General features: G+C 44.2%; 28 protein-coding genes and 1 tRNA gene. 18 read left to right on the top strand and 11 right to left on the bottom strand.

What is annotated here, in order from left to right; translation table 11 throughout:
• Positions 1 to 344: 344 nt before the first annotated feature.
• The 3 genes from K1Y79_RS17455 to recQ form a co-directional block, all read right to left on the bottom strand.
• Positions 345 to 417: transfer RNA gene (locus K1Y79_RS17455), tRNA-Phe, on the bottom strand.
• 72 nt (positions 418 to 489) lie between these two features.
• Complete coding sequence (locus tag K1Y79_RS17460; RefSeq protein WP_220251450.1) at positions 490 to 1,260, bottom strand: DUF3050 domain-containing protein; 771 nt, start codon at positions 1,258 to 1,260, stop codon at positions 490 to 492.
• 21 nt (positions 1,261 to 1,281) lie between these two features.
• Entirely contained in the window at positions 1,282 to 3,483 is a 2,202-nt protein-coding gene (gene recQ, locus K1Y79_RS17465; protein WP_220251451.1) for a DNA helicase RecQ, read from the bottom strand.
• A 303-nt stretch (positions 3,484 to 3,786) separates the two neighbouring features.
• Between recQ and K1Y79_RS17470 the strand changes: the two genes are divergently transcribed.
• The 3 genes from K1Y79_RS17470 (at position 3,787) to K1Y79_RS17480 (ending at position 7,072) form a co-directional block, all read left to right on the top strand.
• Positions 3,787 to 4,761, top strand: a complete 975-nt coding sequence (locus tag K1Y79_RS17470; RefSeq protein WP_220251452.1) for a KpsF/GutQ family sugar-phosphate isomerase — start codon at positions 3,787 to 3,789, stop codon at positions 4,759 to 4,761.
• A gap of 1 nt (position 4,762) precedes the next feature.
• The gene (locus K1Y79_RS17475; RefSeq protein ID WP_220251453.1) at positions 4,763 to 5,854 is read left to right on the top strand and encodes a mannose-1-phosphate guanylyltransferase; all 1,092 of its coding nucleotides are present in this window, start codon (positions 4,763 to 4,765) and stop codon (positions 5,852 to 5,854) included.
• Positions 5,855 to 5,938: 84 nt separating this feature from the next.
• Positions 5,939 to 7,072 carry a methionine aminotransferase gene (locus K1Y79_RS17480; RefSeq protein ID WP_236059687.1) on the top strand — a complete coding sequence of 378 codons (1,134 nt, stop codon included), beginning with the start codon at positions 5,939 to 5,941 and terminating at the stop codon, positions 7,070 to 7,072.
• Positions 7,073 to 7,190: 118 nt separating this feature from the next.
• Here K1Y79_RS17480 and K1Y79_RS17485 read toward each other — a convergent pair whose 3' ends face one another.
• The 3 genes from K1Y79_RS17485 to K1Y79_RS17495 form a co-directional block, all read right to left on the bottom strand.
• Positions 7,191 to 7,946 (bottom strand): carbonic anhydrase family protein, encoded by a 756-nt coding sequence (locus K1Y79_RS17485; RefSeq protein ID WP_317197493.1) that lies wholly within the window; start codon positions 7,944 to 7,946, stop codon positions 7,191 to 7,193.
• Positions 7,922 to 9,568: a SulP family inorganic anion transporter gene (locus K1Y79_RS17490; protein ID WP_220251456.1), complete on the bottom strand. Its 1,647-nt coding sequence runs from the start codon at positions 9,566 to 9,568 to the stop codon at positions 7,922 to 7,924. The genes K1Y79_RS17485 and K1Y79_RS17490 overlap by 25 nt, the downstream gene beginning before the upstream one ends.
• Positions 9,569 to 9,782: 214 nt before the next feature.
• Entirely contained in the window at positions 9,783 to 10,073 is a 291-nt protein-coding gene (locus K1Y79_RS17495) for a hypothetical protein (RefSeq protein ID WP_220251457.1), read from the bottom strand.
• Positions 10,074 to 10,520: 447 nt separating this feature from the next.
• On the opposite strand from K1Y79_RS17495, the gene K1Y79_RS17500 reads away from it, so the two are divergent.
• The 4 genes from K1Y79_RS17500 to K1Y79_RS17515 all read left to right on the top strand — a co-directional run bounded on the left by K1Y79_RS17500 (position 10,521) and on the right by K1Y79_RS17515 (position 15,962).
• On the top strand, positions 10,521 to 10,847 hold the full coding sequence (locus tag K1Y79_RS17500; RefSeq protein ID WP_220251458.1) for a PadR family transcriptional regulator: 327 nt from the start codon (positions 10,521 to 10,523) through the stop codon (positions 10,845 to 10,847).
• A gap of 45 nt (positions 10,848 to 10,892) precedes the next feature.
• A complete protein-coding gene (locus K1Y79_RS17505; protein ID WP_220251459.1) occupies positions 10,893 to 12,677 on the top strand; it encodes a PspC domain-containing protein in 1,785 nt (594 codons plus the stop codon).
• Positions 12,678 to 12,860: 183 nt separating this feature from the next.
• Complete coding sequence (gene feoB, locus K1Y79_RS17510) at positions 12,861 to 14,996, top strand: ferrous iron transport protein B (RefSeq protein ID WP_220251460.1); 2,136 nt, start codon at positions 12,861 to 12,863, stop codon at positions 14,994 to 14,996.
• A gap of 60 nt (positions 14,997 to 15,056) precedes the next feature.
• Positions 15,057 to 15,962 carry a M28 family peptidase gene (locus tag K1Y79_RS17515; protein WP_220251461.1) on the top strand — a complete coding sequence of 302 codons (906 nt, stop codon included), beginning with the start codon at positions 15,057 to 15,059 and terminating at the stop codon, positions 15,960 to 15,962.
• Here the strand turns inward: K1Y79_RS17515 and K1Y79_RS17520 are convergent.
• Positions 15,902 to 16,576, bottom strand: coding sequence for a DUF922 domain-containing protein (locus K1Y79_RS17520; RefSeq protein WP_220251462.1), 675 nt, complete (start codon positions 16,574 to 16,576; stop codon positions 15,902 to 15,904). The two genes, K1Y79_RS17515 and K1Y79_RS17520, sit on opposite strands and share 61 nt — an antisense overlap.
• A gap of 64 nt (positions 16,577 to 16,640) precedes the next feature.
• Between K1Y79_RS17520 and paaA the strand changes: the two genes are divergently transcribed.
• The 5 genes from paaA to nadD are packed head-to-tail and all read left to right on the top strand — an operon-like array spanning position 16,641 to position 19,975.
• Positions 16,641 to 17,645: a 1,2-phenylacetyl-CoA epoxidase subunit PaaA gene (gene paaA, locus K1Y79_RS17525; protein WP_220251463.1), complete on the top strand. Its 1,005-nt coding sequence runs from the start codon at positions 16,641 to 16,643 to the stop codon at positions 17,643 to 17,645.
• Between the two features lie 60 nt (positions 17,646 to 17,705).
• Entirely contained in the window at positions 17,706 to 18,074 is a 369-nt protein-coding gene (locus tag K1Y79_RS17530) for a 1,2-phenylacetyl-CoA epoxidase subunit B (protein ID WP_220251464.1), read from the top strand.
• A gap of 15 nt (positions 18,075 to 18,089) precedes the next feature.
• Positions 18,090 to 18,845: a 1,2-phenylacetyl-CoA epoxidase subunit PaaC gene (paaC, locus tag K1Y79_RS17535; RefSeq protein ID WP_220251465.1), complete on the top strand. Its 756-nt coding sequence runs from the start codon at positions 18,090 to 18,092 to the stop codon at positions 18,843 to 18,845.
• 12 nt (positions 18,846 to 18,857) lie between these two features.
• Positions 18,858 to 19,349: a 1,2-phenylacetyl-CoA epoxidase subunit PaaD gene (gene paaD / locus K1Y79_RS17540; RefSeq protein ID WP_220251466.1), complete on the top strand. Its 492-nt coding sequence runs from the start codon at positions 18,858 to 18,860 to the stop codon at positions 19,347 to 19,349.
• Between the two features lie 56 nt (positions 19,350 to 19,405).
• A complete protein-coding gene (gene nadD / locus K1Y79_RS17545; protein ID WP_220251467.1) occupies positions 19,406 to 19,975 on the top strand; it encodes a nicotinate (nicotinamide) nucleotide adenylyltransferase in 570 nt (189 codons plus the stop codon).
• A 1-nt stretch (position 19,976) separates the two neighbouring features.
• Here nadD and K1Y79_RS17550 read toward each other — a convergent pair whose 3' ends face one another.
• Positions 19,977 to 21,011, bottom strand: coding sequence for an AI-2E family transporter (locus tag K1Y79_RS17550; RefSeq protein ID WP_220251468.1), 1,035 nt, complete (start codon positions 21,009 to 21,011; stop codon positions 19,977 to 19,979).
• Between the two features lie 257 nt (positions 21,012 to 21,268).
• On the opposite strand from K1Y79_RS17550, the gene K1Y79_RS17555 reads away from it, so the two are divergent.
• From K1Y79_RS17555 to K1Y79_RS17565, 3 genes are read left to right on the top strand one after another with little or no spacing between them, the layout of a single operon-like run.
• Positions 21,269 to 21,466, top strand: a complete 198-nt coding sequence (locus K1Y79_RS17555; RefSeq protein WP_089810565.1) for a YtxH domain-containing protein — start codon at positions 21,269 to 21,271, stop codon at positions 21,464 to 21,466.
• Between the two features lie 29 nt (positions 21,467 to 21,495).
• Positions 21,496 to 21,936, top strand: a complete 441-nt coding sequence (locus K1Y79_RS17560; RefSeq protein ID WP_220251469.1) for a hypothetical protein — start codon at positions 21,496 to 21,498, stop codon at positions 21,934 to 21,936.
• A gap of 34 nt (positions 21,937 to 21,970) precedes the next feature.
• A complete protein-coding gene (locus tag K1Y79_RS17565) occupies positions 21,971 to 22,342 on the top strand; it encodes a hypothetical protein (protein WP_220251470.1) in 372 nt (123 codons plus the stop codon).
• Between the two features lie 8 nt (positions 22,343 to 22,350).
• Here K1Y79_RS17565 and K1Y79_RS17570 read toward each other — a convergent pair whose 3' ends face one another.
• A complete protein-coding gene (locus K1Y79_RS17570; RefSeq protein ID WP_220251471.1) occupies positions 22,351 to 23,376 on the bottom strand; it encodes an SPASM domain-containing protein in 1,026 nt (341 codons plus the stop codon).
• Positions 23,377 to 23,497: 121 nt separating this feature from the next.
• Between K1Y79_RS17570 and K1Y79_RS17575 the strand changes: the two genes are divergently transcribed.
• Positions 23,498 to 24,265: a glycoside hydrolase family 25 protein gene (locus K1Y79_RS17575; protein WP_220251472.1), complete on the top strand. Its 768-nt coding sequence runs from the start codon at positions 23,498 to 23,500 to the stop codon at positions 24,263 to 24,265.
• Positions 24,266 to 24,280: 15 nt separating this feature from the next.
• A complete protein-coding gene (locus K1Y79_RS17580; RefSeq protein ID WP_220251473.1) occupies positions 24,281 to 24,559 on the top strand; it encodes a hypothetical protein in 279 nt (92 codons plus the stop codon).
• Between the two features lie 81 nt (positions 24,560 to 24,640).
• On the opposite strand, the gene K1Y79_RS17585 is transcribed toward K1Y79_RS17580, so the two are convergent.
• Positions 24,641 to 24,853: a hypothetical protein gene (locus K1Y79_RS17585; RefSeq protein WP_012788473.1), complete on the bottom strand. Its 213-nt coding sequence runs from the start codon at positions 24,851 to 24,853 to the stop codon at positions 24,641 to 24,643.
• A gap of 507 nt (positions 24,854 to 25,360) precedes the next feature.
• Here K1Y79_RS17585 and K1Y79_RS17590 point away from each other — a divergent pair.
• A complete protein-coding gene (locus K1Y79_RS17590; protein ID WP_220251474.1) occupies positions 25,361 to 25,558 on the top strand; it encodes a hypothetical protein in 198 nt (65 codons plus the stop codon).
• 132 nt (positions 25,559 to 25,690) lie between these two features.
• On the opposite strand, the gene K1Y79_RS17595 is transcribed toward K1Y79_RS17590, so the two are convergent.
• On the bottom strand, positions 25,691 to 26,113 hold the full coding sequence (locus K1Y79_RS17595; RefSeq protein WP_220251475.1) for a YybH family protein: 423 nt from the start codon (positions 26,111 to 26,113) through the stop codon (positions 25,691 to 25,693).
• Positions 26,114 to 26,146: the final 33 nt, after the last annotated feature.

The raw sequence follows: 26,146 nt of genomic DNA on the forward strand, positions 1-26,146 counted from the left end.
TGACGAATTGGTACCTGGAAGATATGAAACATTAAGCCTGTTTTAATGCAGGAAAATACTATTGTAAGCGTGAGATGGCAGATTGATTTTTCCAGCCGCATGGATGGCTGTACATGTATCGGGAGGGGAGATGGTAGGGGTATTGCTGGTGGATGGATATGGTGTATGTGCTCTCAGCGCAGGGTATGGACAATATGTATGTAAATAGGTAGTTGCTGTTGATTGTATAAGATAATCCTGAACTGATAAGAAGTTGCCTTGCGTTGGCTGGGAAGGTATGGAGCTGAGGGAAGTTGTATAAATGAAAAAAGCCTCAGAGCTTATCTCCAAGGCTTTTTATTTCGTGGTGTGAGGCGGGATCGAACCGCCGACACAAGGATTTTCAGTCCTTTGCTCTACCAACTGAGCTACCGCACCATCGTTGTTTTGTTGTCCTTCTCTCGTGAAGGGATTGCAAAGATAAGAAAATTAAAAAACAACTTCCAAATTTTATTCAATAAAAATTTTTATTTCCTCTAAAACGCCGTTCCACAGAGCGTTTCGTTGCTCCAGGGCAGTTCTGGAAGCTTGCGCTGCCTCTTCCCATTTCGCAGGATCATTGCCACAAAGTTCCTGAACCATTTCCATACCGAGGTGGCTGTGATGATCTCCATCTACTTCAATATGTCTTTCCAGGTAGTATTTAAACAGGCTGATTTGTCCTGGAAATTGTTTATCCAGATCATTCACGAGTGCCAGGAACATATCCGGGATCAGATCTTCTCTGCCAAATGTGAATACTGCTGCCTGTACATGCACAGGTTCATTAGCTATCAGATCGAATGTATATTTTACGAAAGAGCGGACCGCTGCCGGCAGACCATTAATTACTGCTGTCAGTGATTTACCTCGCTGCAATTGTGTCAGACAATCTTTAATACCGGAAGTATCAGCGCCTACCTGGTCCATCGCCTGCAGGTATAACTCGAAATGGCTTAAACGGTTACCCTCAGGATCTACATCGCTTTCTTCGCCGGTTACGATCTCATTAATGAGGTAACGGGTAGCCGGACTGCCTTTCGGTACCCAGGGAGTATCGGTACAAGTCAGGTGCTTTTGCAGGGATTTTAGGAGTGACATGAAATCCCATACTGCAAATACATGATACTGCATAAAGGTACGGATGTCCTCTATGCGTTGCATCTCAGGATAAAGAGGGTGTTGTATAATACGCTCTCTGACAGGAGCAATAGTTGTCTTAATGTGTGGTATACCAGTCATGTACGTGTTAAATATTGTCCATTAGTTGCCGTATTCCACCAGGAACTTGATGCGCATCAGCTTCAGCTGCTCCAGGGTGTAGTCGCTTTCAATCAGTTCTTCTCTTGCCAGTGCCAGGCTGGATGTTTCACATCCTTTGAAATATTCCATGATCTCGTCCTGGGCATAATCGTCCAGTTCTTCATCCAGGCAGTAATCCAGATTCAGCTTTGTACCGCTTGCCACGATTGTTTCCATTGCGTCCAGCAGCTGTGGAATGGTTAATTCCTTATTACGGGCGATAGTTTCCAGCGGCATTTTCTTATCAATATTCTGGATAATGAAAACCTTCAGACCGCTTTTGTTAACAACGCTCTTCATTACAAAATCGTCCGGTTTCACGATGTCATTCTGCTCTACATATTTAGAGATGACATCTACGAATTGTTTACCGTACCGGATTGCTTTACCCTTGCTTACGCCCTGGATCTTTTCCAGTTCCTCGATGGTAGTAGGATATTGCGTAGCCATGTCTTCCAGGGATGTTTCCAGGAAGATCACAAATGGCGGCAGATTCTTTTCTTTGGCGACCTTTTTACGGAGGTCTTTCAGCATTTCAAACAGGACAGTGTCAGCAGAAGCCTGTGCTTCGGCGGCCACTTCCTCATCTTCTCCGCCATCTTCTTCAAACTGGTGATTGAGAGACACCATGATGGAATAAGGTTCCTTCAGGAAACTATGGCCCTTCTCTGTCAATTTCAGCAGGCCATACTCTTCAATGTCTTTCTCTATCAGGTCTTCCAGCATCATCTGACGGATGAGGGAGTTCCAGAAGTGAGCGTCAAATTCTTTTCCCTGGCCAAACACTTCCAGCTGGTTGTGCTGGTAGGTGGTGATCTGTGGATTTACCTTGCCGGTAATGATATTTACAACGTATTCAGTACCAAATCGTTCTTCCAGTGACTGGATAGCTTTCAGTACAACGACTACGCGGTTTTTAACTTCAATTTTCTCTTTCGGATTACGGCAGTTATCGCAGGCGTTGTTACACTGTGATTCTTCATATTTCTCTCCGAAATAGTGAAGGATTACTTTCCTGCGGCAGGCAGAACTTTCAGCATACGCCACCGTTTCATTAATGAGCTGTGCCCCCATTTCTCTTTCACTCAGTGGCTTGTCCCGCATGAGGTGCTCCAGTTTCTGTACGTCTTTGTAGGAGTAGAAGCATACACAAATACCTTCCAGTCCGTCACGTCCAGCCCTTCCTGTTTCCTGGTAATAGTTTTCCAGGCTCTTCGGAATGTTATAATGTATAACAAAGCGTACATCCGGCTTATCGATACCCATACCAAAAGCGATCGTGGCAACAATCACATCTACATCTTCATGCAGGAACATATCCTGGCGCTGTGCACGGGTACCAGCATCCAGTCCGGCATGGTAGGCAACCGCCTTGATGTTGTTTGCTACCAGCATATCTGCCAGTTCTTCCGTTGTTTTACGGTTCAGGGTATAGATAATACCGCTTTTACCTTTATGCAGATGGATGAACTTGACAATTTCACGGATAGTCTGTTCCTTTTTCCGTTTAGGGCGGATTTCATAATACAGATTGGATCTGTTAAATGAAGAAAGGTATATTTCCGGATCCCGGAGGCCGAGGTTTTTAACGATATCGCTCTGTACTTTAGGAGTAGCGGTCGCTGTCAGGGCGATGATAGGCAACTGATCATTGATCTGTTCTATCATTTCCTTAAGACGGCGGTATTCGGGACGAAAATCATGTCCCCATTCGGAAATACAGTGAGCTTCGTCTACAGCTATAAAGGAGATCTCAAGTTCGCGGAAGAAATCAAGGTTTTCCTGTTTTGTCAGGGTCTCAGGTGCTACGTATAACATCTTCGTTTTACCTGACAGTAGGTCAGTCCTTACTTTTTTTATCTGTGCTTTAGACAGGGTAGAATTTAAGAAGTGTGCGACATTGTCTTTACTGCTATATGAACGTACCAGATCTACCTGGTTTTTCATCAAAGCGATCAGTGGCGAGACGATCAGCGCACAACCCGGACTCATCAGAGCCGGCAATTGATAACATAATGATTTGCCTCCGCCGGTTGGCATAATTACAAAAGTATCCTTACCGGCAAGAATGCTTTTGATGATGATCTCCTGGTTCCCTTTAAAGGAATCAAACCCAAAGTGTTCCCGTAATGCATCTATCAAACTTTCCTTTACAACAGCCATTGCATTCAAAATTTAAAACAAATAAACTCTAAAGAAAGTAACAAATTATGGATATTGTTTATGTGTTTTTTAGGGGACACGAAGTTAACGAAAAATGAGGTGACCGGCAATTAATTTATGTGTTATAGGAAGTTACAACTCATCCGAATCCCCCATCAGCCTGCTTTTCAGTCCGCCGCCATGCACGCTTGCCCTTTCGGGCAATATTTTACTCAAATAAGGGAAGGAAGGCAATCCTTATGATAAAATAAGCAAATATCATCCGGTTAATCTGCTGAATCCTAATTAACTTTGTGGCTGCCCATGAAAAATAGAACGGTTATTAATATTGCTGAAGTGGCAAAAAAGACGCTCTCCCTTGAGGCAGCAGCCGTCTCTGACCTGAAGCAATACATCAATGGTGATTTTGAACAGGCGGTAGAACTGATCGCTCATTGTACTGGCCGCCTGGTGGTGACTGGTATCGGTAAAAGCGCCATAATTGGTCAGAAAATTGTTGCTACATTAAATTCCACGGGTACTCCCGCAATTTTTATGCATGCTGCTGATGCCATCCACGGAGACCTTGGGATGATACAGCAGGATGACGCTATATTATGTATTTCTAAGAGTGGCAATTCCCCTGAAATAAAAGTGCTGGTTCCGCTGGTGAAGAATTTCGGAAACAAACTAATCGCCATGGTGGGAAATATGGAATCTTTCCTTGCCAGAGAAGCACACTTTGTATTGAATACGACGGTAGCACAGGAAGCATGTCCTAACAATTTGGCACCTACTACCAGTACGACTGCCCAATTGGCAATGGGAGATGCACTTGCGGTCTGTTTGATAGAATGGCATGGTTTTACTGCAGCTGATTTTGCAAAGTTTCATCCCGGAGGCACACTAGGTAAGAAATTGTACCTCAAGGTAGGAGACCTCAGCCGGCTGCATCAGGCACCGAAAGTTGCGAAGGGCAGCTCGCTGAAAGAAGTGATCGTTGCCATATCATCCGGTATGCTTGGTGTAACTGCTGTACTGGAAGCTGACGGGCAACTAGGAGGCATTATTACCGATGGTGACCTGCGTCGTATGCTGGAGAAAGGCATCCCGGGCGAGCACATTATAGCAGAACATATCATGTCCACTCATCCCAAAACAATACAGGAAGATGAACTGGCTATCAACGCGCTCGAAATGATGAGGCAATATGATATCACACAATTATTGGTTTTGAGAGATAAACAATATATAGGCATTATTCATTTACATGACTTAATCAGGGAAGGAATTATATAAGATGACAGCTGTGAACAGGCATTTTTACGTGGCCATTATGGCCGGGGGAATAGGTAGCCGTTTCTGGCCCTATAGCCGGACTGATTACCCCAAGCAATTCCTGGATATCCTGAATACCGGGAAAACGTTACTACAATGGACCTTTGAACGGTTCGCACAGTTTATTCCACAGGAAAACATATTTGTTGTAACACACCATCACTATGGATCGAAAGTAAAGGAACAGCTTCCGGAACTGCCTACTGAGAATATCGTCAGTGAACCGTCCCGTAAGAATACGGCTCCCTGCGTCGCTTACATTTCCCATAAGATCTATAAACAGGACCCGAAGGCTAACATTATCTGTGCCCCTGCCGATCACCTGATTATGGATTCAATCGCTTTCGCCAGCACCTGCCTGAACGCACTCATGTTTGTGCAGAAACATAGCGCCCTTGTCACGCTGGGTATCAAACCTACCCGCCCTGACACTGGCTATGGCTATATTCAGTTTGAAACACAACAGGTGTCAGATAACGTTTACCCGGTAAAAACATTTACCGAAAAGCCTAATCTGGAACTGGCCAAAACCTTCCTGCAAAGCGGAGACTTTCTCTGGAATGCCGGCATATTTGTATGGAATGTAAAGACCATCCTGGCCGCATTCAATAAATACCTGCCGGAAATTGACGAACTGTTCATCCAGAGCAGAGAATTGCTCAATACGCCGGAAGAAAAGAAGGCAGTTGAGACAATCTACCCTCAATGCACCAATATCTCCATCGACTATGCTGTTATGGAGAAAGCAGATAACGTATATGTGATTCCTTCCAACTTTGGCTGGAGCGATCTGGGTACCTGGGCTTCTGCCTACGAAAACCTGGAAAGAGATGAATCCGGCAATGCCGTTCAGGGCAAAAACATCATGCTGGTAGACGCTAAAAACTGTATGGTCAAAGCACCACAGGAAAAGCTGCTGGTCATTCAGGGCCTGGACGAGTTTATAGTAGTGGATACCTCGGATGTACTCCTCATCTGCAAAAAAGAAAATGAACAGCAAATCAAGGAATACGTAGCAGAAGTAAAAAGAAACAAGGGCGAAAAGTTCCTTTGATAATAAAAGCACCAGCCAGATGATCAATTACGGATTACATGTTTTAATTTCAGACATCTAACCGTAATTGATCATTTGCATTTTATGTCTAAACTACCCAATGTAGGCACCACCATTTTCTCGGTAATGTCCGCACTAGCGGCACAACATAAAGCCATTAATCTCTCTCAGGGATTCCCGGATTTTGATTGCGATGAACAGTTGAAGCGCATGGTGACCGAAGCCATGGAAGAAGGATACAATCAATATGCCCCCATGCCCGGTATCATGCCGCTGAGAGAAGTGATAGCCTCCAAAATATACAGCCTCTACCAGCAGCAGGTAAACCCTGATACAGAAATCACAATTACACCCGGAGGTACTTACGCGATCTTTACAGCCATCGCTACCTGCATCAATCCCGGAGATGAAGTAATTATCTTTGAACCGGCATATGACAGTTACATACCCAACGTATTGGTAAATGGTGGGGTACCTGTACTTATCCCACTATCCTTCCCTGATTATACCATAGACTGGTCGCTTGTACGCAGTAAGATTACTGACCGTACAAAAATGATCATGATTAATACTCCGCATAATCCGACTGCCAGTATTCTGACAGCCGCCGATATTGAAGCGTTACAGGACATTGTAACAGCGCACAACCTGTTGGTGTTATCTGACGAAGTATATGAACACCTCATTTTTGATGGGGCCCAGCACCTCAGCATCCTCAGATATCCTGAATTGCTGCAGCGTAGTTTTGTGACTTTCTCTTTCGGAAAGGTCTTTCACAACACCGGCTGGAAAATGGGCTATTGCGTAGCGCCTGCCCACCTCATGGCTGAATACCGGAAAGTACATCAGTATCTCTGCTTCTCTGTAAGCACACCTATGCAGTATGGCCTTTCCCGGTATTTACAAACGCCTGAACATTACCTGTCCCTGCCGGCATTCTATCAGCAGAAAAGAGATTATTTCCTGGAACTGATGCGCGATACCCGTTTCACTCCGCTGTCATCAAAAGGAAGTTACTTCCAGCTGATGCAGTATGACCGTATCTCGGATGAAGGCGACAAAGACTTTGCGACACGTATTACGAAGGAATTTGGCGTGGCCTGTATTCCGGTATCTGCATTTTATGAAAGCGCGAAAGACGATCACGTGGTAAGGTTCTGCTTCGCGAAGAAGAGAGAAACACTGGAACAGGCGGCAGAAAGACTGCGGAAGATGTAGGGTAAACTCGTTAACCGGATAGAAGTTTTCAGCTTATAACAAAGAAGCCGCTCCTGAACAGGAGCGGCTTTTCCTTTGTATATGACTACAAGCATGGCTTGTCGGACATTGATACTCTTTAGACGGTAACCGCCTCAAGAGTTTTGCTGAACTTCTCACTACCGATTACCAAGGTGTCTTCATTGAAGGTTACCACCCCGGTTTGTACATCGTACATTGCACCGATAATACCAACTTCTCCATTCAGGATCATCTCCCGCAGAATATTGCTCTGCTCAAGAATGGCCTGAACCGAACGTTCAGTGTGAAGATGTGTTACTGCATCAACAAATGCAGGATTAGATGAATCTCTATTTTCAGTGATTGTTTTTTCAGCAAATACCGCTGGCGTTATTTTATTGAGCAAGCCGGTCAGGTTACCCATCTGTACCATATCACAGGCACCTTTTATAGCTCCGCATTTAGTATGGCCAAGTACAACAATGAACTTAGAGCCTGCTACTTTACAGGCATATTCCAGACTACCCAGTACATTATCAGAAATGACAGCTCCTGCCAGGCGGATACTGAATATATCGCCAAGCCCCTGATCAAAGATCAGCTCTGCAGAAGTACGGGAATCCATACAGCTGACAATCGCAGCCATCGGCCACTGACCATCGCGTGTATCATTCACCTGTTCCAGCAGGTTACGGTGAAGTCTCAGGTTATCAACAAAACGGGCATTACCATTTTTCAGTAATTCATATGTCTGTTCAGGGGTAAGACTTGACTGTGAAGCTTTATCTAATGTTTTCATTTTCTTCAATTTTTTTGCTGTTTTAGAATTAATGCTTGGAGGTGCAGCGATTAGTTTAGCTGAAGCTCTTTTAATAGTTGTTCGTGGTTGCCTGTAATAGTATGAACGTGGCCACTGGCTATTTTTTCCTGGTGCTCAGGAGAGAGAATTTCAGTATTGGGCAACTTATACTGCTCTTTAAAGCCAGTGAGGATAACAGTAATGTTTTTTTGCACAGCTTTCACATCTTTAAATTCACGTATCGTTTCCAACACGTCGAAATCTATATATGTTGTTTTGCTGGCGTCAATTACTACGGTGGAATTTTCCGGCATATGATCCAGCGTCAGCAGGATGCTGGCTTTATTCAGGAATGATACTTCCTGTGCCAGTTCCAGGATGATGCTGTCTCCTGCTTTGTACTTTTCTTTGCGGAAAAAGTAGGAGCTGCGGATGTTACCGCGCAGGATGGCAATAACACTCACCGCCATACCCAATGAAATACCGATCAACAGGTCGGTGAATACAATCGCTACGACTGTTACCAGGAACGGTACCCACTGATATTTACCATTTCTGAACATCTCTTTGAATATAGAGATCTTACACAGTTTATAACCGGTTACCAGCAGTACCGCTGCGAGGGTAGCCAGCGGTATTTTGTTCAGCAGGGTAGGGATCATGGCAGTACAAACCAGCAGTAGCGCACCATGTGAGATAGCTGACAGTTTAGTACGCGCGCCGGAGTTGATATTGGCAGAGGAACGCACAATAACAGACGTTACCGGCAATCCACCCAGCATACCGCTGATGATGTTACCGATGCCCTGTGCCTGAAGTTCACGGTTAGGTGGTGAATGGCGCTTCATTGGGTCAAGTTTATCAGTAGCTTCCAGGTTCAGCAATGTTTCAATGGATGCGACTATCGCAATAGTAGCGCCCACTATCCACACATCTTTATTGGTAATAGCACTGAAATCGGGTAAGGTAAACTGACCGACAAAGGAATTGAAATCGTTGGCAACGGGTAGGTTAACCAGGTGACTTGATGAAACAGCCAGTACGCTATCTGTTGCAATGAACAGGGTATTGAGGCCAATGCCTGTCAGCACAGCTACCAGCGGAGCGGGGATCGCGTTCACTTTCGGGATCTTGTTCCAGTACAGGATGATCGCAATGGAAACAAGGGTGATCAGCGTCGCGCCCAGGTGAATGTGATTTAAGGTAGAGAACAATGCTGTAAAGCTATTATTACCGTCTACCTGTACAAAAGCAAAGTCTCCTTCTGCATCTGCATCATAACCAAATGCATGTGGCAACTGTTTCAGTATAATAATAATACCTATTGCCGTCAGCATACCTTTGATGACGTTGGACGGGAAGTAGTTAGCAACGATACCGGCCTTCAGCAGACCCAGTGCCAGCTGCATCACCCCGCCGACTACCACAGCCAGTAAGAAAACTTCAAATACGCCAAATTTGGTAATAGCAGTCAGTACAACAGCAGTCAGGCCGGCCGCGGGACCGCTTACGCTTAGTTGTGATCCGCTCAGCGATCCGACGATCAAACCGCCCACAATACCGGCAATCATGCCGGAGAATAAAGGTGCACCTGAAGCCAGGGCAATACCCAGGCAAAGAGGTACCGCTATCAGAAATACAACGAGACCCGCGGAGAGGTCGCCTTTCAAATTGGAGAAAATAGATTGCCTGCTCATAGTCAAAAGGATTTAAACAACGCAATTATGGCATAACAGGAGATAGGAATGCCTAAACTCACTGGCATAGCTACTCCGGTTGCGTGAATGATAAATGGATATTAGTAAGTGCTGCGCAGATAAATAGCGCAATAATGGAGGAAGTTTACATCAGTATAATGCCAACATTGCCCTTCATGGCACGTGGATATACTGAGAAAATAGCTAAGACTGATTAGCAATTGGGTGGTGGACAGTGTATTTCGCGGGCAGGCCCCTGTGGGATCTCTGCAAAGAAGTTATAATGGATACTTTTCACCAGTAATGATGGCTCAAACTGAATACTTGAATTATTATGAAGGAACTTCAGCTCCTTTGCCAGCTTAACAAGGTCGCAATGGCAATTATCCTCAACAGGATGTTCTTCCACGATTTGATTATTGAACAATACCTTCCCGACCTCCTTGATGGGGAGGAGTTGTGTGCACATCAGCGCCAGGAGGAATATGCCGATAATCTTTTTCATGGTTCAATACAAAAATAGGTTAGTCAGCACCTACTTTGTAAATATACTCTATAAAATAATGTTAAATCCCATTTCTTTATAGGTGGTTTTCAAAATAAACCCCTATGCACACCATATACTCCGGACGAACAAGCGACGAACAAGCGACGAACAAGCGACGAACAAGAGATTTCTAATAATCGCTCCTTCTCAGTATACTTTCATCCCACTCTTTAAACCGTTCATCACAAAGCAAAAGTTTTTTTTCGGTGAAAAATATTTGCGTAAGTAATTGACTATTAATGTATATGCCTACTGATATAGGTAATATCCTAAGCAAGTTATTTTGCTTTGTCTGGTATTGTGTATTGCATAGTAGTATAAATGTCCTATCTTTACATCGTAATTATCAGAAACCACCATTCAAAACATGCATACGTATCGTTTTATTCATAAAGCTCACTTGCCATGAATATAGATAACACACAATCACAGATGAGGAAAGGGGTGCTGGAATTTTGCATCCTGTCCATCATCAAGCAAGGAGAGGCTTATCCTTCAGACATTATCGAAAAAATGAAAGAGGCAAAGCTGGACATCCTGGAGGGCACCCTTTACCCACTTCTTACCCGGTTAAAGAATGCTGAATTGCTTACCTACCGATGGGTAGAAAGCAACTCCGGCCCTCCTCGTAAATATTTTTCCATGACCGACAAAGGAGAACTCTTTTACAAGGAACTGGAAGCTACCTGGAACGAGCTGGCCAATGCAGTAAATCAGCTCACAAACAATTAACAAAAGACGCCATCCAATAACCAAAACCTAAAATAGAGCAACGAAATGAAAAAGATCATTAACATAAACCTGGCTGGCCGCCTGATCGCTATCGAAGATAGTGCATATGAAATCCTGCGCCAGTACCTGGAAAGCTTGTCGCGGTACTTTGCCCGCGAAGAGGGTGGGGATGAGATTGTGAGTGATATTGAGAGCCGCATTGCAGAGCTTTTCCTGAATAAGTTGAAAACAACTCATTGTATAACCGACGAGGACGTTCACACTGTAAAAGCATCCATGGGTACGCCTGAGCAGTTTGATCAGGCTGAAGAAGGTGGCAAACAGCATGTTCCTCCTAATGACCCGGTAGCTGACTATGTACGTCCGCGTAAAAGGCTGTACCGCGACCCGGATAGCAAAGTACTCGGCGGTGTATGTGGTGGTCTCGGTGCCTACCTGAATGTAGACCCGGTAGTTTTCCGCATCATATTTGCCCTGCTCGCTATCGGTGGCTTCGGTTCCGGTATACTGGTGTATTTCATCCTCTGGGTAGTAACTCCTGAAGCCAACACTGCAGCTGAAAAGCTGCAGATGCGCGGCGAAAGGGTAGATGTTAATAACATCCGCGCTGCTGTACAGGACGAGATTAACTCAGCCAAAGGCCAGTTCAAGAATATTGGTAATGATTTTAAAAATTTTTCGCAGGGCCGCGGAAGGCAAGTTGGTAACGATATAGAGAGAGCATTTCGCAATATATTTCAAGCGTTGGGAAAAGTGCTCCTGTTACTGACTAAGGGATTCTTCTATTTTCTTGCGGTTGTGATCCTCCTCGCCCTGATCGGTGTTGGTATTGGTATCACCGCATCTTCTGCGGCCCTTTTCCCTCTTAAAAATCTGGTACTGTCAGGCACTTTACAAAACCTGCTGTTCTGGGGTTCTATCCTGTTCCTGATAGGTATTCCTATCGTAGCACTGATCACCTTCTTCGTACGCAAAGCTACCGGCATCAAAGAAGCTAACCGCTACGTAGGCTATACGCTCAGTCTGCTCTGGTTCACTGGCCTGATCTGCGCTTTTGCCCTGGTGGCATCCCTGATTAAGGACTTCAGAGCAGGTGAAAAAATAAAAGAAAATTATGCGCTCGTGCAACCTTCTACCGGAAAGTTAGTCATTAAACAGGCTGACGATTATATCGGTATCGATGATATCGACTTCTTCGGGGATGCATTACGCCTTACAGAAGATACCGTTATCATTAACTCAGCAAGAATAAGACTGGAAAAAAGCGATTCTAATGAGTTTGAAGTGATTGTAGAACGCTACTCCCGCGGCCGCACAATGTCTAAAGCCAGAATGCTTGCCAGCGAAATCCAGTACAAACTGGTACAACAGGACTCTATCCTTTATGTACCAAGTGGTATATCCATCCCGGTTAATTCCAAATTCAGAGGGCAGCACATCCGCGTGGTAGTGAAGGTGCCTGCTAATAAAAGAGTGATGATGGACAAAAACCTGGAATACAACAATTCATGGGACTATAATGATGAGGATCAATGGGATAACTGGGGTCGTAATCATGATAGAGGACATGTAGAGATCAAAATGAATGAAGATGGTTCAGCAGAAGATATGAACCGTCGGCAAGAAACCAACCAGGATAACGAAAACAGGAATTATGAAAACAAAACTGATTCCCTGGAAAGAAATTACCGCTATAAAGGCGGAAAACAAGAAAATAAGACACCTGTAGAAGATAGCGGCTCCGGCAGTACCCCTGTTGGTAGAACCAGCGAAGCAGCACTTGATGCTGTAAGTATGATCAGCTACAGTTTATATAAACTCGTTAAGTGATGAGATGGTGTAGTGGAGATTAAACTTTGTCATCACAATAAGTTCAATAGTTAAAGAAACACTAACCACGGTTTTTACCGTGGTTTTTTCATTATCTCATCTTTTTTCCCGATCCGATTGGCCCCCTCGCGTATTAAATCATAATTTTGCGTTTTTAAACCGTTCATAAGGAAAGGCTAAGGAATGCAGGCAACAAAAAAAGCTACGATCAATATCGCGTTGGTAGGTAATCCGAATAGTGGGAAAAGTTCGCTCTTTAATGCGCTGACAGGTCTGAACCAGAAAGTGAGCAACTTTCCGGGGGTGACTGTAGATAAGAAAACAGGCGCTTCGACCATTTCTCCGAATCTCCAGGCGAATATTATTGACCTGCCAGGCACCTATAGCCTGTATCCTAAAAGTGCGGATGAATTTGTCACCTATGACGTGCTGGTAAATCCTGCCGGCGATGAACACCCGGATATGATCCTCATCATAGCCGATGCCTCCAACCTGAAACGTAACCTGCTCTTCTGTTCCCAGATCATGGATCTGAAAATACCGGTGATTATCGGACTGACCATGATGGACATTGCCCGTAAAAAAGGTGTTGAAATAGATGAAGCCGGCCTCGAAAGAGAACTGGGGGTACCAGTGGTAACCATCAATCCACGGAAAAACAAGGGTATTACTGAACTGAAAAAGATGATTGACCTGGTGGCAAAGGAGAAACAGTCCGTAACCCCAAGAGATTTCATTGATAGTCAGTCGCTTGCGCCAGAAGTTGTCCAGGAAATCAAGAAATATGTACAGGTGAAAAGCGATTATGCAGCTTTGCATATCGCGGTTAACCATCATGAACTGCCGTTTCTCAACGGCGGTCAGCAGCTTGCCATCAGTAACTCGCTCCAACTGCACCAGTTCAACAAAACGAAGGTACAGGCAGAAGAGATCATGCAGCGTTACGGAAGGATTAAGCATATCATGAAGAATACTGTGGTAGAAGCAGATCCTTTACAGAAACAGTTGCAGACAGAAAAGCTTGATAATCTGTTGTTACACCGCTTCTGGGGATATGTGATTCTGCTTGGAATCATGTTTTTCATGTTCCAGAGCCTTTTCTGGCTGGCGTCCTTCCCAATGGACTGGATAGAAGCCGGATTTGGAGCCTTAAGTGGTTGGTTAACAGATGTGTTGCCTGCTAACCAGCTCACAGACATCCTGGTGAATGGGGTAATTGCCGGTCTGGGAGGTATAGCCGTATTTGTGCCGCAGATCATGATCCTGTTTGCATTTATCACCCTACTGGAAGATACGGGTTATATGGCCAGGATCAGTTTCCTGACAGACAGGCTGATGCGTCAGGTAGGTCTGAACGGGAAGTCGGTAATGCCACTGATTAGCGGAGTAGCTTGCGCCGTACCCGCTATTATGGCTACCAGGAATATTGAGAACAGGAAAGAACGCCTTATCACGATCCTGATTACCCCACTTATGAGCTGTTCTGCCCGCCTGCCGATATATACAGTAATGATTGCGCTGGTAATTCCTAATAAACCGGTGCTGGGCTTCCTTAACCTGCAGGGGCTTGTCATGATGGGACTGTATCTGTTAGGCTTTGTAATGGCCCTGTTGATTGCAGCAATACTGAAGTTATTCATCTCAATAAAGGAAAAGAGCTATTTTATCATGGAACTGCCGGTGTACCGTGCTCCCCGCTGGGCTAATGTCGGTACTACCATGGCACAGAAAGCCAAGATCTTCATCACGGATGCCGGTAAGGTGATTATGGTGATATCTATTGCGCTGTGGTTCCTGGCATCTTTTGGTCCTAAAGAAAGGATGGCAAAAGTGACCGCTCAGTATGAGCAGATGAAGGCCGCCAACCCGGATCAGGCAGAAGAGCTGGACGCACAATATCAGTCAGACAAACTCTCTAATTCCTATGCCGGTGTGCTGGGACATGCCATTGAACCAGTGATCCGCCCCCTGGGTTATGACTGGAAGATTGGTATTGCATTAATCACCTCATTTGCTGCCCGTGAGGTATTCGTTGGTACGATGGCTACACTATATAGTGTAGGAGAAGCGGCAGGAGAGGAAGATGCTACTTTGAGAGAAAAAATGCATAGCGCTACCTGGAAAGATGGTAGCCCGGTGTATACCCTTGCATCCGGCGTATCGCTTATGTTATTCTATGCGTTTGCTATGCAATGTATGAGTACCCTTGCTATTGTAAAAAGAGAGACAAAATCCTGGAAAATGCCCGCTATACAGTTCGCTTATATGACAGTACTGGCTTATGTTTCAGGGCTGATTGCATTTCAGTTGCTGAATTAGTCTCACCGCTGCTCCATGCGCAGCGAAATACCGTATATTGCATTATAACAAGGTTACGGTATGAAAATATTCATCCATATTTTGCTGTTACTGGTGGCAGTAGCTACCAGGGCGCAATCCACATTGGATTCTTCGCAGTTAATTAAAGATATTCAAACCCTTTCTTCTGATAAATATGAAGGGAGGATGGCCGGCAGCCGTGGCAGCCGGCAGGCACAGTTTTACCTTATATCCCGGTTCCGGGAGATTGGGTTACAACCGTACCATAATACCTTTGAATATCCCTTCTATTTCCAGCATGGTGCCAAGCAGATTATGGGTACCAACCTTTTTGGTTTCATTAAGGGGAAGTCTGACGCAGTGATTGTAATTACAGCACACTATGACCACCTGGGTATTGCCGCAAATACTGGGGGAAAAGATAGTATTTACAATGGGGCAGATGATAACGCTTCCGGTGTTGGTGGCCTGCTGGCACTGATGGCTTATTATAAGCAACATCAACCCCAGCACACGCTGATTTTTGCTGCGCTGGATGGCGAAGAAGAAGGGCTTCAGGGCGCTAAGGCATTATTGAAGCAGCCACCGGTACCTGTTGAGAAAATAAGGTTGAATATCAATATGGATATGATAGGCCGCAATGCAAAGAATGAATTGTATGTATGCGGACTGGCACAGTTCCCCGAATTGAAGCCTTATGTAGATGCAGCAGTGGCTACCGGCGGACAGGTAAAGCTGTTATCAGGGCACGACAGAAAGGAAGAAGGTGCAGGTAACTGGCTGAATCAGAGCGACCATTATGAGTTTTATAAACTAAAGATTCCCTTCCTGTACTTCGGAGTGGAAGACCACCCGGACTATCATCAGCTATCAGATGAGTTTTCCCGTATAGAACCTGCGTTTTATCACCAGGCCGTATTGAAGGTCCTACGCGTGGTGGAATCTGCGGATAAGGGTATTAAGTAGCGGGTAAGCGCGTCTTCGAGCGTCAGTGTTGCAAGCGCTTCACCAACAGAGCGTTTCCAGTTTTTCTGAGCTGCGGGGTCTAGTCCATGATTTGTTTCCCTGTCATAAGCTTCCTGTAATTTATTCATTTCCCTGAATGACTCAATGTATTGATACTGAATGATGCTGTCAAAATCTTCAGCAGTCAGTTCCATTGCTCTGATCCTTTGCTGAAAGCGGAGTGCTACCAGCCATGTGATATCAAAATGGATCTGCTCATGTTCCAGTGCATAGCTGTCTCTGGCGAATGATTTTACCCAGGAAGCGCTTTTTATGAAGAACACCTGTAAGGTCAGGTTAATCTGTAAAGTGTCTTTTTTTAGCAGGCTGCTGCCTTCGTAGGCGAAGCTGGTATAAGATACGGCAGCACTCGGACCGCGTAGGGGAGGCGTAGCTTTGAAATCAGTCCATTGCAGTTTCCGGTGGGGTTGGTAGAAAAGGCTGTCAGAAGCAGGATCTTCGGGACGGCGGTCTGGCTTGAAGACAACTTTAATGACGGTAACAGGGCGTTTATCCGCCGGTTGATCCGCGGGGAAGAATAAGCTACACCATATGAAATGCAGGAATAAAAACATAGCGCCCGTTCAGCTTTAAAGGTACATTTTTTCGTAACTTACAATCTACCAAAACAATCGCACTATGTACGGTGGCGGATATATTTATGAAGATTCCGGCAGGTCGCGTCAGCAGGAAGAACAACTGCAGGACGACCCTGTTAAGCTGGCAGCTTTTGAAGCGCGTATTGCCAGAGGGGAGAAAATTGAGCCCGGCGACTGGATGCCGGTAGAATATCGCAGACAGCTGATCCGGTTGATAGAACAGCATGCACATTCCGAGATTATAGGCGCTTTGCCTGAAGGTACCTGGATAACCCGGGCACCGGGGTTTAAGCGTAAGCTGGCGTTGATTGCCAAGGTACAGGATGAGATAGGTCATGGCCAGCTGCTATACAATGCAGCAGAAACACTGGGCAAGTCCAGGGAAGCCATGATCAATGACCTGTTAAGTGGTAAATCCAAGTACTCCAATGTATTTAACTATCCGGCAGAGACCTGGGCGGATGTTACAGTCATTGGTTTCCTGATCGATGCTGCCGCGATCGTTAACCAGGTGGCTAATGCGAAGGGGTCTTATGGTCCTTATTGCAGAGCATTGGAAAGAATCTGTTACGAAGAGAGCTTCCACCTGAAGCAGGGGCATGATGCATTTATCGAACTGGCTACCGGGACAGCTGCACAAAAAGCTATGCTGCAGGATGCATTGAATCGCTGGTGGCAGCCAATTATGCATTTCTTTGGTCCGCCGGACAAAGTATCCAGCCATAGCGAAAAGCTGATGCAATGGAAGGTGAAAATGGCCAGCAATGATGACATGCGCAACCAGTTCCTGGAAGCATATGTTCCTAAGATATGGGAGTTGGGCCTGACACTACCGGATACTTTGCTGAAGAAAAATCAGGAAACCGGTAAATGGGAGTATTCAGATCCGGACTGGGACCTGTTTTTTGAAGTGATCAAAGGCAATGGACCTTGTAATAAGGAGAGGCTGAATGTGCGTAAATGGGCAGAAGAGCATGGTAGCTGGATCAGGAAGGCGCTGATGCGCGAGGAAGAAAGGGAGCGTACAGCATTGCCGGTAGCCTAGAAAAGTAATTAGTAATCAGATTGTTTCCCCGGAGATATTAGAAAGTAAGTACCACGTTTTATGAATGAATCACTGGATCCACGTGTTAACCGGCTACGGTTAAATAATAGTGACGGCTCCTTCTCAGTAGAGGAAGGGGAAAACTGGAATGTATTTGAAGTCTTTCACCAGGAAAAAAGAGGCGCTCATCATGAGCATGTAGGTTGTGTACATGCACCTGACGCTAATCTTGCATTGATTTTTGCCAAAGAACAATTTGGCCGCAGGAAGAAATGTGTAAATCTATGGGTTGTGCGTAGTGCAGATATACTTGCATTCGACCTGGAAGATGAAGACATGTTTGCCAACAACCCGGACAAAACATACCGGGATGCCAGCGGATTTAAAGTAATGGACAAGATCAACAAATTTAAAGCACAGTCAAAATAGCGCCACCATATCCCAATGCAAATACAACAAGCATTACCCGAATTACTTATCAAGATAGCAGATGATGAGTTAATAATAGGACATCGTAACTCAGAATGGACTGGTTTAGGCCCGGTGATGGAAGAAGATATTGCTTTCTCTTCCATGGCACAGGACAAGATTGGACATGCCTGGGCTATTTACCGCATCCTGCAGGAGCATTTTGAAGGCCAGGATCCTGATCAGTTTGCATTTATGCGAGATGCAGCTGCCTATAAGTGTTGCCATCTGGTTGAAATGCCTATAGGGGCATATGAGTTCAGCCTGATGCGTCATTTTCTGTTTGATCATGCAGAGACGGCGCGATACCAGTCATTTTCACAAAGTAGCTTTACCCCGTTGCAGCAGCTGGCCGGTAAGATTAAAGGTGAACTGAAATATCATACGCTGCATGCTGATGCATGGATACTACAGCTGTGTAAGGCCGGAGAGGAAAGCCGGCAACGAATGCAGGGAGCGCTTGATGATTGTTTCCAGCTCGCTGGCGGAATTTTTGAACCTGGAAAAGAGGAAGCGTTGCTGATCAGCGAGAATATATATCCGGGCGAGCAGGCATTATATCAGCAGTGGCTGAGTACAATATCACCCGTTATAGAGAAAGCGGGTCTTATTATGCCCCAGATGACCGCCCCGGTTTATGGCGGCCGCCAAGGACAGCATACCCAATATCTGCAACAATTGTTAAACGAAATGGGAGAAGTTTTCCGGTTAGATCCGGAAGCTACCTGGTAGAAAAACAAGATTATGCAAACAATCACAACACTACAGGCAGTCTATAATGCCCTCGACCATGTTAAGGATCCTGAAATCCCTGTATTAAGTGTTCTTGAACTGGGGATGATTACAGATGTGAGAATAGATCTGGAAGGGGTACATATCAAGATGATTCCTACCTTTTCTGCTTGTCCGGCCATCAACGTTATTAAGGAAAATATTACCAATGCAGTGGAAAGAGAGCTGCAAATGCCGGCATTTGTCACAGTTGATAAAGAGGTAAACTGGAATAGTAACAGGTTGACAGAGAGTGCAAAAGAGAAATTACGTAACTACGGTATTGCTCCTCCGGCAAGGCATGAAGGGGAAGTAAATCTGGATATGCTGATAAAAGCTGATTGTCCGCATTGTGGCAGTGAGAACACTTATTTACGATCGCCTTTTGGCTCTGCACTATGCAGAGCATTGCATGTTTGCAGGCAATGTGGGATGATGTTTGAGCAGTTCAAGCCGCTCTCATAAGGACATATATATATATGTCCTTATTATTCACTACTTTCACGCTCAAAAAACAGGGCATGAAGATAGGCTTGTATTTTGGGTCATTTAATCCCATACATACCGGACATCTGATTATTGCGAATTATGTGGCATACAATTCGGATCTTGACAAAGTTTGGTTAGTAGTTTCTCCGCAAAACCCGCTGAAACCTGCAGGATCATTATTGAACGAACATACACGCTTCCATCTGGTGGAACTGGCTATTAAGGACGAACCCAAACTACGAGCGAGCAATATTGAATTTTCTCTGCCCAGGCCGTCTTTTACCATAGATACATTGACCTATCTGGAGGAAAAGTTTCCTACACAGGAGTTCACAATTATTATGGGGAGCGACAGCTTCCAGAACATTACGCGCTGGAAAAACTACCAGCAGATTATTGCGCATTATCCAATTTGTGTATATCTGCGTCCCGGACATGAAGTAACGGAGACACATGGAGCAAAGGTAGAAATACTAAAGGCTCCTATGCTGGACATTTCGTCTACCGATATCCGTAGGTATGTGCAGGAAGGGAAACCTATCCGGTACATGGTACCGGATAGTGTGGCTGCTTATATAGCGGAGAACAATTATTATAAATAACTCACTGCTTGATACGTACCTCACGCTTCTTCGTAAAGAACTCATTAGAGTAAATATCCAGTAAAAGAATAAACATTGATATCAGCAAAGGACCGAATATCAATCCTATAAAGCCAAAGAGATTCACACCTATCAGTACGCCAAATACCGTAATCAGTGGATGCACATCTCCGATCCGCTTAGCAAGTACAAAACGAAAGATATTATCTGAAGTACCAACCACGGCAAAGCCATAGACCAGTACGCCGATGCCTTGCCATGTCATACCTGTACCCATCAGGTAAAGGCCCATTGGAACATATACAGCGGCTGCACCAACAACAGGTAGCATAGAGGTGAAACATGTAACCGCAAACCAGAAAATTGGCTGTGGTACCTGGAAGATAAAGTACCCTATGAGGGATACAATACCCTGAATCACCGCAATAAGGGGAATACCCACCGCATTGGCAATCACTAGCTTCTGAAACTCGGAACCCAGTCGAAGTACATTTTCATCTTTCAGGGGAATATATTCATACAACCATGCCTCCATTTCTCTTCCATTCACCAGCATGAAGTATAATATGAAATAAAGTATAGCGATGGCAGTTAGCGTGTTGAAGGTTGCACCCAGCAGGGTAGGAAGTACTGATGTAAGGTAACCCTGCAGTTGTTCCAGCTTTACCTGAGAGAGTACGTCAAAGTTTGTAGACTGTTTAATCCGGTCGTTTAGTTTTTCAATACCAGCTACGAGTTCCTGTGAGTGAGACACAGCATATCCGATTTTATCAGTCAGCATATTGATCAGCATACCGAAGGGCAGGAGTATCACAATGAATGACATAAACATCATCAGTGCAGCGGCAAAGCTCTTTCTCCAGCCGCGTTCTTCTACCAGTCGGAACATATACTTCCGGCTTAGTATATACATGGTAACAGCGCCGAGAAATCCGGGGAGAAATGTATACAACTCTTTGAAAAGAACGTATGCCAGTAGCAGGATGATAAGCAAAAAGCTGACTTGTTTTATACGCTCGTTGTCTATTACACTCATGAGGTTAAAGGTTATTCTGTCAATAGATATAACTATTATGCAAAAAGAGTACCGTTCGCAGCAATATTGCCTGCCTGTATAAATCTAAACTATTAGAGGGGCTAAAGTGTTTAGACAGTGCAGCTTATTGATGATGTTCCAGTAACAAATAAATATTCTTTGACAGTTATTATCAATGGCCTGGAATTATTGGAATAATGTTTGTTCCCTGTACAGTACGATTGTAAAATCATTGTTCACTTTAAAAACTTCATTTTATGGCAAGCAACAGTTCAAAAGCAGTTGTATCATTCATTGTAGGAGCAGCAGTAGGTGTAGCAGTTGGTTACTTCCTAAATTCCGACAAAAAAGATGAACTGGTAGACAAGTTGAAATACCAGGCAGATAAGCTGAAAGACAAGTTCAAGAAGCAGAAAGAACAATATGAGGATGCATTGGAAAATGAGTTAGCATAACCCTTGCTTGTTGCACAAAAAAATTTTGCATGGAAGATAATTTCAGCAATTACTTCAATCAGACCGGGAAGGTTGCCAAAGAATATCTGGAAACCCGATTGGACCTGATTAAGCTACAGGCAGCAGGAAAGCTATCAAAAGCCTTAGGGCTTTTCTTCACATTGATACTAGCTTTCCTGCTGTTCTTTTTCGTCATCGTATTCCTGGGCATGGTGCTGGGATTCTGGATAGGTGAAATGACTAACAGTTTTACATTAGGCTTTTCCTGCTCTGCGGGATTGTTTGTATTGCTGCTGGGCATTATCCTTATTTTCAGAAAACCGCTTGTACAGGTGCCTTTATCCAACATGTTGATCAAGGAGCTCTTGAACGAGATGGATATGGATGAATCAAATGAAGAAGACGGAAAGCAAGCTGAATCAGTGAAAAAGTCTGAGCCTGAAGAAGAAGAATTGTACGAACAACTATAATTAAGTTGATAGCATTAATGATAAACTTTTACACATGCCCAAGGTGAAAGTAACGAGCGCCGATCTGTTACAGAAAGAAATTGTCCGCCTGAAGAAGAAGTCCCGTGCTTTAGAAAATGAGCTGGGACACCGGGTGGATCATTTAAAAGGCAACTACGGTAAGATGGCATTGAACTCTGTGATTCCTGGAAGCGCAAAAAGTGCGGGGGTTATGGGTATTGCTGGACGTATCGCAAAGGTTGCCTGGCAGAGCACCAAGGTCAAATCATTCACTACCAGTGCGTTAATGACGGCACTGGAGTTTGCAGGAGTCCGTTTGGGCATTAACCTGTTTGACAAGTTCCGAAAAAGCCGCAGCAAGAAGAAGAAAGAAAAAGCTGCGGCTTCTCGGGGAGAAGAAGATTAAGAGGTTTGTTACCCCCAAACCTTCGTTCCCTCACTACAATTGGCGCAGATATCAATATTTGCCCTTCCCTTCTGAATCTGAGTTCTGAACTGGATATATTTATCGTTGTGCCATAGTTCCTTCAGGGATTCCTGTTTCAGGTCTCCGAGTTTATGCTGTGCATCTTTATCAAAGCAGCAAGGCACTACCAGCCCATCCCAGGTAATAACCGGAGAGTGCCACAAGCGCCAGCAGTTGTTACCCATCTTATTCTTAATGGTATAGGTACCATCATCATTTTTACGGTAGCGGCTGTATTTATCGATTGTAGGAATCAGTCGGTTACCTTCCTCATAATCATATACCTGTGCTGTTTTAAAACGCACTTCATCCACACCAATCTCCTTAGCGAGCTTTTTAATGTCCTCTATCTGGTGTTCGTTTGGTTTCACAACCAGGAACTGGAAGAACACAAATGGTGTTTTAGAGTTTAATTCCTTTTTCCACTTTACTATGTTCTTAGCTCCCTGGATAACTTTATCCAGATTACCTCCTACACGATATTGTGTATACACGTCCTGCGTAGTACCATCTATAGAGATGATTAACCGGTCAAGACCGCTTTCTACAGTCTTACGTGCATTTTCTTCTGTCAGGTAATGCGCATTGGTGGAGGTAGCAGTATAGATACCCTTCGCATGAGCATATTTCACCATTTCCAGGAAACCCGGATTGAGGAATGGTTCTCCCTGAAAGTAGAATATCAGGTATAGCAACTCTTTGTAAATCTCATCAATGGTTTTCCTGAAGAAGTCTTGCTGCAACATCCCCGTCGGACGGGTAAATGCACGCAGGCCGCTTGGACATTCGGGACATCTCAGGTTGCATGATGTTGTAGGTTCAAAAGATATGGAAATAGGATAACCCCATTGTACAGGTTTACCGGTCCATTTGCTAACAAAATAACTACTCAGTACCTTTCCTGCGTTCCACATACGCCTTGGCGTGAACTTGGAAAGCAGGTTGAGGCTATCATTCAAATTAAATTCAGGCATAACAACATCACTTATTATTGTAAAAATAAGATAACTACGCCGGTTATGTATAATAATAATTATACTTGCTGTGAAATTTGAAAAACCTTCATATTTAATGCGAAAGCTGAATAAATAAAAAGTGTCAATACTCCGAATTAAGAAATCCAGGCGCCTGGTTTTCATCCTGTTATTCCTCCTATGTGTGGCATTTGGTGGCTGGCTATGGTGGCTGGAGAAAGAAGATGCCATCAATTTTGTACGGTACGAAGAATTTGGTATTGATATGCCGGTGAACTATTCCGTTCATGGGATTGATGTATCTAAGTTTCAGAAGAATATCAACTGGTCTGCAGTAGAGCAGATGCAGGTAGACAGAATACATATATCATTTGCCTTCATAAAGGCGACCGAGGGGATTACCCGTCAGGATGCATCTTTTAAGCAAAACTGGCAAAAAGCAAAGAAAGTGGGTATTATACGGGGAGCTTATCATTTCTTTTATTCCACAAGAGATCCCCTAAAGCAGGTCATCAATTTCCAGAACGTTGTTCAGCTCGAATCAGGTGATCTGCCACCGGTATTGGATATCGAAGTACATAACAATCAGCCGCCGGCAGTAATCAGGTCTACCGCCAGAATCTGGCTGGAGGAAATGGAAAAGGCGTACGGTGTGAAGCCGATCATCTATACAAATATGTACTTTTATGAGAAATACCTGGGGGAGGAGTTTGATAAGTACCCACTTTGGGTGGCGCACTACTATCAGAAAGAACGTCCTTCAACCAAAAGGCACTGGCTGTTTTGGCAGCATAGTGATATTGGACGTGTGAATGGTATAAGAACGACAGTAGACTTCAACGTATTCAGAGGAGACAGTCTGGCACTGCGAAAATTATGTCTTCCTTAAACAAAAATTACTAATATGGAATCACGGGAGCCACAGGAAGAAAGAAAAGAACCTATTGATATGAGAATTGTGCATTACTTCGTGAGAATAATGAGGACAGTTTTCATCGGTTTTTTCTGGATGTTCATCAATGTGTTTCTTGGATTGTACCTGGGTTTTGCCATACCGGAGGAATCTACTCCCGGAAGATTGATCTTTTTCTATACGTGGCTGGTACTGTCGCTGGGGGGATATTTATTCCTGCTGCTAAAAATGTGGAGAAAGAATGGCAAAGTGCAGGATAACTATAAATAAAAAAGAAGTGACCAATCATGTGTCTGGCTTTGGGAAGTATCAGTTCCTACGGGCAAACTCATAATTGGTCACTTACAGACCTTACAGCAATGTTGTCTGCTGCAAATATGCTTGTTGCATACCTTTGATTATGCGGGCAACATCTTCTTCAGACTTTCCTGTTTTACGTTCGAGTCTGACATACAGCTCCCTTTCTTTACCTCTTTCAAACACTAGATCTTCGTCTGAAAGTTCAGTGAAACGCTGTTTTAGCAGTTTCTTCAGTACCGACCACTGGTATCCCCGGATGTTCATAGTAGCGTTTTTAATAAGTGTTTTAGAAAAATTTATGATAGATATCCAAGTTGCCAATTTTCGATCTCTATCCGTGTCTAAACTGTAGGGTAACTGTTCAATTGCTGAGGTTTAACTATCGTATTCAGAACACGGTTGTACCAGTAAATATTCAATATCTGTGCCATCTGGCCGGACATAATGGTTAAAACAATTATAAAATATCTCCCCGCTATCGCTTAGCAGCACGCCGTTTTCTCCAAAATAATATTTCAGGGTATCCGCTTTTCCTGCTAAAAATGTGGCTAAAACTTATGAACCAGCAAATATGCAATCTATTGCACCAACCCCGACTTAAGGGTGAATGTGGAGTATGCTGCCCATTGTAAACAACGGTTTGGGGCGCGTTTTGTGGAATGCATTACTCATTAGCATAACAGAACCCCTAATTATTAAGGATTTGGCAGCTGGAACAGACTTTGCAAAGTATATATTGAATTTGACACGCAAACATTCTAAAACGAAGATATGCTAAGTGAAAAAGAGAATAGTTTAGAAAAGGAACCGTCGGAAGAATATCATCAACCCGAAAAGGAACCTGCAGAAGTGTTAAAGACAACTAAACAAGATAATTCAAGCAATCCGCTGCACAAAGACCTATCCGAAAGTCCGGAAGACGAAAATGCAGTGGTGCGCGATCAGGATACTAAAGATACTAAAGACTAAATCGTTACCATTTATTTATTGATTAACCTTTTAATGGTATTCCCAACAGAGGAAAAAACGATTAGTTAAAACTTCTTCTTTAATGTTGTGGTGTATAGCAGGCCGTCCCATTCATGGGATGGTTTTCTTTTTTTAGCTACTATGGTCAGCAATAATCTTCCATTCTCCCTTCATCCTTCTAATTAATAAGGAAAAGTGTCCTTCCAGATCCCCAATTGTTCTGGTAAGGTGCCATTTCCCCACAATAAACCACACCTCCGAAGATAATGATTTCATTTCCAGTATATTGAAGTGCAGTTTACCCATCGCGGCTGTATCAGGGTATGAGCGCTTATAATTATCCAGTGTTGCCTGCCAGCCATAGGTTGGTCCCCTTTTTCCAATAAAGATAAGAGAGTCTGACCGCCAATAAGTGCTCATGAATGATTCCAGGTCGCCTTTGTTCCAGGAATCAGTCTGTTTCTGAAGCAGCGCCTTGATGGCAGACTGCGGCTGCTGGGCACGCAAGCTTGTGAACGAAGCGGTCAACAGGATAAGGAACAGTATGAAACGCATGGTGATTTTTAGTAAAAGATAAACACTTTTTGC

The organism is Chitinophaga rhizophila (assembly GCF_019492185.1).
GTDB classification, from domain to species: domain Bacteria; phylum Bacteroidota; class Bacteroidia; order Chitinophagales; family Chitinophagaceae; genus Chitinophaga; species Chitinophaga rhizophila.